General features: G+C 31.5%; 8 protein-coding genes. 7 read left to right on the top strand and 1 reads right to left on the bottom strand.

The annotated features are described in order from the left end of the window. Nucleotides 1-149 precede the first annotated feature (149 nt). The 4 genes from CD31_RS00600 (at nt 150) to CD31_RS00585 (ending at nt 4,435) form a co-directional block, all read left to right on the top strand. Nucleotides 150-1,244, top strand: coding sequence for a tyrosine-type recombinase/integrase (locus tag CD31_RS00600; RefSeq protein WP_036074946.1), 1,095 nt, complete (start codon nt 150-152; stop codon nt 1,242-1,244). Further along, nucleotides 1,241-3,247, top strand: coding sequence for a tyrosine-type recombinase/integrase (locus CD31_RS00595; RefSeq protein WP_036074944.1), 2,007 nt, complete (start codon nt 1,241-1,243; stop codon nt 3,245-3,247). Before CD31_RS00600 ends, CD31_RS00595 begins: the two co-directional genes overlap by 4 nt. After that, on the top strand, nt 3,237-3,641 hold the full coding sequence (locus CD31_RS00590) for a DUF6262 family protein (protein ID WP_036074943.1): 405 nt from the start codon (nt 3,237-3,239) through the stop codon (nt 3,639-3,641). The genes CD31_RS00595 and CD31_RS00590 overlap by 11 nt, the downstream gene beginning before the upstream one ends. Nucleotides 3,642-4,015: 374 nt before the next feature. Next, a complete protein-coding gene (locus CD31_RS00585) occupies nt 4,016-4,435 on the top strand; it encodes a universal stress protein (RefSeq protein ID WP_036074941.1) in 420 nt (139 codons plus the stop codon). 140 nt (nt 4,436-4,575) lie between these two features. Here CD31_RS00585 and CD31_RS00580 read toward each other — a convergent pair whose 3' ends face one another. Then, nucleotides 4,576-5,130, bottom strand: coding sequence for a recombinase family protein (locus tag CD31_RS00580; protein WP_036074938.1), 555 nt, complete (start codon nt 5,128-5,130; stop codon nt 4,576-4,578). Nucleotides 5,131-5,222: 92 nt separating this feature from the next. Between CD31_RS00580 and CD31_RS00575 the strand changes: the two genes are divergently transcribed. The 3 genes from CD31_RS00575 to CD31_RS00565 form a co-directional block, all read left to right on the top strand. Further along, nucleotides 5,223-6,656, top strand: coding sequence for a SulP family inorganic anion transporter (locus CD31_RS00575; protein WP_284705970.1), 1,434 nt, complete (start codon nt 5,223-5,225; stop codon nt 6,654-6,656). 12 nt (nt 6,657-6,668) lie between these two features. Beyond that, nucleotides 6,669-7,088: a universal stress protein gene (locus tag CD31_RS00570; protein WP_036074933.1), complete on the top strand. Its 420-nt coding sequence runs from the start codon at nt 6,669-6,671 to the stop codon at nt 7,086-7,088. 402 nt (nt 7,089-7,490) lie between these two features. Next, a partial coding sequence (locus CD31_RS00565) for a ribonuclease J (protein ID WP_036074930.1) occupies nt 7,491-8,455 on the top strand: 965 nt, incomplete at its 3' end.

Raw genomic sequence — 8,455 nt, 5'->3', positions numbered from 1 at the left:
ATGTAATCAATAGTATAATTATAGGTAGGATGTATAGTATTTAATGATACATCCTACCTTATTTTTTTATTGTTGTTTATTACATAAAAATAGTAAAAAATTATAGTATTCAACGTAATTAATGAATGAAGTTATTAGGAGGGGATAATGTGACTAAAGTATATGAGATAATAATTAATTCAGGAGAAAAAAGATGGATAGTCTTAAACAAAAATGGAAAACCTATTGAGCCCATTATGAAGTATATAAAGTATAAAGATAACTTAGGTAAAGCTCCAAATACTCTTAAAACGTATTGCTATCATCTTAAACTATATTGGGAATATCTAATCATTAAAAATAAAAATTTAAATGATGTAGATTTAAATTTATTATCAAGTTTTATCAGTTGGCTCAGGTGTTCAGAAAATAAAGATAATGTCCGAATTTTAATAAAGAAAGATGACAATAATCTATCTAAAAGAAGTGAAAGCACAATTAATTTAATTATTAATTGTGTAATTGATTTCTATGATTATTTATATAGAAGTAATCAAATATATAAGGATATAAAAGGTAATGTCATTAAGAGTATGAAAGTAAAGAGCAGGAGATTTAAGGGTTTTCTAGACCATATAAATCCCAATGTAACATTCAAAAATATTTTAAAAATTAAAGAGCCACGTAGGATAATAAAAACTTTAACAAAAGAACAAGCAAAGGAGGTTCATCTAGCCTGCAATAATATTAGAGATGAGTTAATGATACGTATAATGTATGAAAGTGGTGTGAGAGCATCAGAATTGTTAAGCTTATGGATTGAAGATTTTAATATTAATGAAAATAGTATTATTGTGCGTAAATCTAAAACTAAAGCCGGTGAAAAGCGTAAAGTTTATATTTCTAAAGAAACGATGAATCAATTTCAAGATTATATTATTGATTATCATACAGATGAAATTGATACAAACCATGTGTTTTTTAACCTAAGGGGTAAAAATAAAGGACAGCCAGTTAAATATTGGACACTACAAGCGTTAATTAAAAGAATTAATAAAAAAACAGGAGTTGATTTTACAGCCCACATGCTTCGCCATTCATTCGCTACCAATCTTCATGACGAGGGAGTCGAAGTATCAATAATCCAAAAATTATTGGGTCATAACCATGTTCAAACAACTATGGATATGTATATACACCCTACCGATGAAACGGTAAGAAGAAGTTGGGAAAAAGTCCAAAGTAAAAGGGATGAAGATGTATGAATATCAATTCTATTACCTCATTAAAATCAAAAATAGAAACGGAAGAATTATTAGAGGGTTATTGGAAACTAGATGTATGGAAAATAAAGGATTTTCCATATAAAGATTGTCTTGGGAATGTAAGTGATAGAAAAGCAGTGAGTTTTAGCTATATCAAAAACATTTATATTAAAGCCGAAGTAAAGTATTATTCAAGTTTTGGATTGAAAAATGAATGGTGGAAAATGTCATCATTTATTTATTGTACATATCCATATATCAAGTTGATTGTTCTTTTTTTAGAGAAAGAGTATCCGAAAATTAAATCCCTAACAGAAATTTCTTATGAAGAGATTCAATTAAAATATAAACAGTATTTAGTTTTGTCTGGAAAACCATTAGTTAGATTAAGAAAAGGAAGAGAGAGAACATCGATTTATATAAATACTCTTAAAGCTTTTTATTTATTTTTAGTCGATTTTTATGATAAAAGACCAGAATATGAAAAAGACAGATGGAATGTAGAAAAATTAGGAATTATATATAACATGTCACGAAGAGATAAATATATTAATTTTGAAAATATCAAAAAACCATTTCGTGAGCTTGTAAAAAAATATATGCACCAAAATTTACTTATACAACAAAAAATTACTTATGCTACTGCTCAGAATATACTAAAAAAGATGTACTTATTCTTTGACTTTATAGTAAAAGAATTTCCTGATTGGAAAGATTTAAATAATCTTAATCGTAAAAATGTTGAAGATTTTCTGCTTTATGTTCGAAATGCTGAAATGGGGGGAAGAAGTTATGTAAAAAATAGAGTTCCTAATGATCGGCATGTTTTGGAGTGTATTTCAAATGTTAAAAGATTTATAGAGTACTTACAGGATTACAATTGGGATGAAGCACCAGTTACACCTCTACATATGTTGATCTATCCAGAGGATTTCCCAAAACGTAGGCACAAAATTTATGAAGATCATATTAAACATATTCCAGACTATGTATGGGAGCAAGTTCAAGAAAATCTTCATATGCTAGACTCTGAAGTAGCAAGAATAGTTCTATTGATGGAAGCGACAGGATTTAGAGTATCTGATGTTTGCCAACTTAGCTATGATTGTTTGCTATATAAAAATGATGGTTGGTGGTTGATCGGAGACCAAAGAAAAGTAAGGTTAGAAAATCATATTGTCCCTATTTCTGAAGAAATAGTAGCTATTGTGAAAATACAGCAAGAAAAAACAAAAGATTATTTAAAAACAAAAAGCAATCCAAATAAATTTCTATTTCCAGTGCCGTTTGGAAAAAATAAAGGGAAGGCTTATTCTCAAAGGAAAGTAACAAACGAATTAAATAGTTTAGCAGAAAAGTGTAAAATTTTAGATAAGCATGGAGAGGTTTATTATTTTAAAAATCACGCTTTTAGACACCGATATGGAATGAATTTACTCAACAATGGAATGAATATCCTTCATGTGCAAAAATTAATGGCTCATACAAGTCCTGAAATGACCCTTACCTATGCAAAAATCTTAGATAGTACTCTACGTAAGGAATGGGAAAGGGTTCAAAGCTCTATTAGGATAGATGAAAAAGGAGCAATTGTAGAGGCAGTTCTTAGCGAACAAGTTGAAGAGAACGGATTAGAACTAGAATGGATCAGACATAATATGGATTCTATTCGTTTAGATCATGGTTTTTGTATTAAGAGTCCTAAATTAAGTTGTGATTTTTTAGAACAAACTCTAGAACCGCCTTGTATTAAAAACGGATGTAGAAGTTTTCATGTTGATCAAACATTTATTAGTTATTATAATGATCAAATATCAAAAATGGAGGCTGATATAGAAATTTATAAAAAAAATGGCCGTACACGATCATTAGAACTAATAGAACCGAAATTAAACAAATATAGAGAAATTAGAGATTCTATTCAATATGGAACGGGTATTTTAGGTTTGCCAAAGCACAAACGTGAATACATAGGAAATGAGCGTGAAACCAATGGTAAATAATAATCCTAATATAGAAGGTTTATTATCGCATGCACTAGAGAAAAAACTGCAAGCAAAAGAAAAAGTTGAAACTGCAATAAAAAAAATGTTAAAAGAAAAAATAAATATTAATTTTAATTCAGTATCTCATGTTGCAAATGTGTCAAAGACATTTCTCTATAAAGAACAGACAATAAGAAATCGGATAGATTATCTTCGTAAGCAGCAAGAAGGTTTATCTTCTGTTAAAAGTTATAAAAGAAATGTATCTGAAACATCCAAAGATGTTATCATTAAGGCTTTAAAGAATAAAATAGAAAATTTAAATGGAAAAATTGCAACCCTAGAACAAGAAAAGGAACAATTGCAAATTCAATTAAAAAAAGACTTGGGAAAAGTATATGAAAATATTTAAAGTAGATGAACATACAAGTTAAAATCGATATCTAAACAAATGAAAGGGAACATAAGAATTCTGTGTTATAACGTTACAATAAAAGATTTTTTGAACAATTTTGTTAACATTTTTGTATTATGCAGCACCTTTAAGGTATTTTTGATTCACTAAGAGATTAACTACTAATTATTATTAATTGGATTTCCTACTATAGCTTTTTCACCATTTATCTTTGAGAGGCATCTCCCTCTTTTCTGTTATTGTTTATTCTGCATATGAGTTGTTTATTTATAAAAAAAGCTGAAGTAAGGTTATATTTTTTGAAATAGATTCTATAAAAAAAACATATTATGGATAAACTAGAGGTTATATAACATTATGGGGGGATTCTAATGTACAAACATATTCTACTCGCTTCAGACGGTTCTGATAACGCAGTCCGTGCAGCAAAGGAAGCTGTTAAAGTGGTTACTTGTAATGAAGATTCACTAATTGATGTTGTTTATGTGGCAGATTTTGAAAAATCTAAATCTGACGTATTACATTCAAGCTCAGCTGAAGCATTAGATCTGGAAAGACGTAAAAAAAATTCAAAAGTACTTAAATTTCTCAATGAAGCAAAAGTAAACTACCAAACGACCATTTTAAGGGGAAATCCAGGACCTGAGATTGTAAAATATGCAAATGAGCAACAAGTTGATTTAGTTGTAATTGGTAGCCGTGGACTTAATGCTTTGCAAGAAATGGTCCTAGGAAGTGTTAGTCATAAAGTAATGAAACGAGTAAAATGTCCTGCGTTAATTGTAAAGTAATTTCCTTTCCTCGCTCTTTAATATTACAATGATTGGACTGTTTATATTTTGTTCACTAGTATGTTTTATCAAATCACCCCCATAAAAGTTATGAGATTTCTAACTTTTATGGGGTATGGTTGTAGGAGTTCTTTATTTTGTCACCTCTTATAATTCATACCTTCAAGGTATCGATATAACGTAGATTTACTAATTCCTGTTTTTGTTTTAATATCTTCTAAAGTAAAACTTCCAGAATGATACATGGAAATTGCATTTTCAATATTTTCATCTGTTTTCTTAGGTCTTCCAATCGGTTTTCCATTTTCTTTTGCACGAGTCATACCAATTAATGTGGAATGTCGTGCTACATCTGTTTGAAACTCAATGATATGATGAAGTATTTCTTGAAATGAACATGCCAATAGATCACGACTGTTCACTTTTTCTTTCATAAAGTAAATAATTACTCCATCCTTTTCGCAAATCTTTATTATTTCCAAGAGATGTCTAATCGAATCAGCAATCGCAAAAAAGCTTTGTACATAGATTTTATCTCCCTGTTGTAAACACATAAGTAATGCTTCAAGTTGCAATCGCTTTTTTGACATACCATGAGATTCTTCAAATATTTTATCAAAGGAACTAGCATCAGTTATTAATTGATTTTCACATTTTTGGTCATTATATAGCGGGCGTTTATATCCATATATCATATTATCTCTCCTTTATAGTCTCAAAAGGGTTACTTTTTGGGAATGAAAGTGTTATGATAATCTAAGAATTTTAAAAAGAAAAGGAGATTATCATGCAAAGTTTAAAACAACAATGGTTTGGTAATGTGCGTGGGGACATCCTATCTGGAATTGTCGTAGCACTGGCGCTAATTCCTGAAGCAATTGCCTTTTCCATTATTGCAGGTGTTGATCCAATGGTTGGGTTATACGCATCATTTTGTATCGCTGTTATCATTGCATTTGTCGGCGGTCGCCCAGGAATGATTTCAGGAGCTACAGGTGCCATGGCATTATTAATGGTGCCACTTGTAAAAAATCACGGAGTAGAGTATTTATTAGCTGCTACAATATTAACAGGGGTTATTCAGATTCTTTTTGGCGTCTTTAAAGTCGCAAAGGTTATGAAGTTTATCCCAAATGCCGTGATGATTGGTTTCGTAAACGCACTAGCGATTCTGATCTTTATGGCGCAAGTACCACATTTTATTGGTATTTCAACAATGACATATGTATTCGTTGGGATTACGTTAGTTATTGTGTATACCTTACCACGTTTTGTGAAGGTAATACCAGCCCCACTTGTTGCTATTGTAATTTTAACAGCTGTAGCAATTTTTAGTGGTTTTGAATTACGAACAATTGGAGATTTAGGAAATATTACAAAGTCACTACCATCTTTTCTAATTCCAAATGTTCCATTTAACCTTGAGACGTTTCAAATTATCTTTCCCTATTCACTTGCATTAGCAATTGTCGGGTTACTAGAGTCATTATTAACAGCGCAAATCGTGGATGATATGACAGGAACAGAAAGTAATAAAAACAAAGAAGCTCGTGGTCAAGGAATTGCTAACTTTATTACAGGGTTCTTTGGTGGTATGGCAGGTTGTGCGATGATTGGACAATCTGTTATTAATGTAAAATCTGGTGGTCGAGGACGATTATCAGCCCTAGTTGCTGGCGTCTTTTTAATCTTCCTGATCATTGTGTTAGGAGATTTGGTTGTACAAATCCCAATGTCTGTGTTAGTAGGGATTATGATTATGGTGAGTATCGGTACATTTGACTGGAGTTCATTCAAATATTTGGCGAAAGCACCACGCACCGATGCAATTGTTATGTTAGCAACGGTTGTCATTGTCGTATGGACACATGATTTATCAAAAGGTGTTATTGCAGGAGTCCTTTTAAGTGCGATTTTCTTCGTTGTAAAAATATCTACGGTAAAAGTTTCAAAGCCAGGTTCACATTATATTGTAAAAGGTCAATTATTCTTTGCTTCTACTGATGGTTTCGTCAACTACTTTAAATCAGCTGATATAAAAGAGAGAGAGATCATTATTGACTTCTCAAATAGTCGTATTTGGGACGATTCAGGGGTGGCAGCATTAGTTAAAGTAAAAGATATGTTGAGAGAAAGAGACATCAAAACAGAAGTAATTGGGCTTGATCCACTCAGTCAGAAAATTGTTCAGCAATTAGATGGTATATCGTCTTCACATTAAGGGGGAAAAAATATGTATAAACACATTTTACTAGCAGCAGACGGCTCTACAAATGCCGTGCGTGCTGCAAAAGAAGCAGTTAAAATTGCAGGCCTATCAAATGAATCCATTATTGATGTAGTTTATGTAGCTGACTTTGAAAAGGCTAAATCAGATGTTTTACATGCAACTTCTGCTGAGGCACTGATGATTGAACGTCGAAAGAAGATACAAAATATAGAACAAGAATTAATAAATAGCAATGTTTCTTATAAGGTAACCATTTTACATGGTACACCAGGACCAGAGATTATTAAGTATGCCAATGAAAAGCAAGTGGATTTAGTAGTCATTGGTAGTCGTGGATTAAATGGTTTGCAAGAAATGGTGATTGGAAGTGTTAGTCATAAAGTAATGAAGCGCGTCCATTGTCCAGCATTAATTGTGAAATAATCAGAAGTTATATCTTTGTAAAATGAAACCGAAATTTTAAATTTCGGTTTTTTAATTACAGAAATGGTGGAGTTAAACTAAGGAGCCACTTTTTTCAAATATTGAGAAACGACCAGTCATTTTAATCAAGTTAATAGATTACACAAAAAAATGACTTGTTTAGCTTTATTTTTTTCAGTAATGGAGTATGAAATACGAGTATTTTTTGAGTGGGAATATTCGCAAAAATTTACAACAAGCAATTTTAACGATAAGCCAGATATTGCTTGTTGTAGGTGGAATTATAACTCTTATAACGATTCTAATCAAAACAACAGATTCAAAGCATTATTTTGTTTAAAAATCTTAGCTATCAATATGAGTACAGCATGTGAAATATATATTGAGGTGAATTATATAAAAATGAAGATTGTAAAAAATGAACAAGTAGCTGTGTTCGCACTCGGTGGACTCGGTGAAATAGGGAAAAACACGTATGGTGTTCAATTCCAAGATGAAATTATTCTAATTGATGCCGGTATAAAATTTCCACAAGATGAACTCTTAGGGATAGATTATGTCATACCGGATTATACCTATTTAACAAGTAATATAGAAAAAATTAAAGGTCTATTTATAACACATGGGCATGAGGATCATATTGGTGGCATCCCTTACCTTTTACGTCAGGTGAATGTGCCAGTATATGGTGGAAAGTTAGCATTAGGACTTCTTCAAAATAAATTAAAAGAGCATGGACTATTGCGTACCACAAAAATGATTGAAATAAAAGAAGAAGATATCATTAAATTTAATAAAACATCTGTAAGTTTTTTTAGCACAACACATAGTATTCCCGATGCATTTGGTGTTGTTGTGAAAACTCCACAGGGGAACATTGTTCATACAGGAGACTTTAAGTTTGATTTCACCCCTGTTGGCGAACCTGCTAACCTGACAAAGATGGCTGAAATAGGACGTGCAGGTGTATTATGCTTATTGTCTGACAGTACAAATGCAGAAAAACCACATTTCAGTATGTCAGAACGTATTGTAAGTAAAAGTATTGATGAAATCTTCGCTAACTTAGAGGGGCGGATTATATTTGCGACATTTGCTTCAAATATCTACAGAGTACAACAGGCAACAGATGCCGCTGTTAAATATGGACGGAAAATAGCAGTTTTTGGGCGTTCAATGGATAATGCTATTAGAATTGGTCACGAGCTAGGTTATATAAATGCATCAAAAGAAATATTTATCGATGCCCAAAGTATAAATCATTTTCCTGCAAATGAAGTGATGATTCTATGTACAGGGTCACAAGGTGAGCCTTTAGCTGCTCTATCACGTATTGCTAACGGTACACATAGACAATTGCGTATTCA

It is taken from the genome of Lysinibacillus boronitolerans JCM 21713 = 10a = NBRC 103108, assembly GCF_000772935.1.
Classification (GTDB): domain Bacteria; phylum Bacillota; class Bacilli; order Bacillales_A; family Planococcaceae; genus Lysinibacillus; species Lysinibacillus boronitolerans.
The sequence above is the reverse complement of the archived record's forward strand: the minus strand, read 5'-3'. Positions and strand labels throughout refer to the sequence as shown.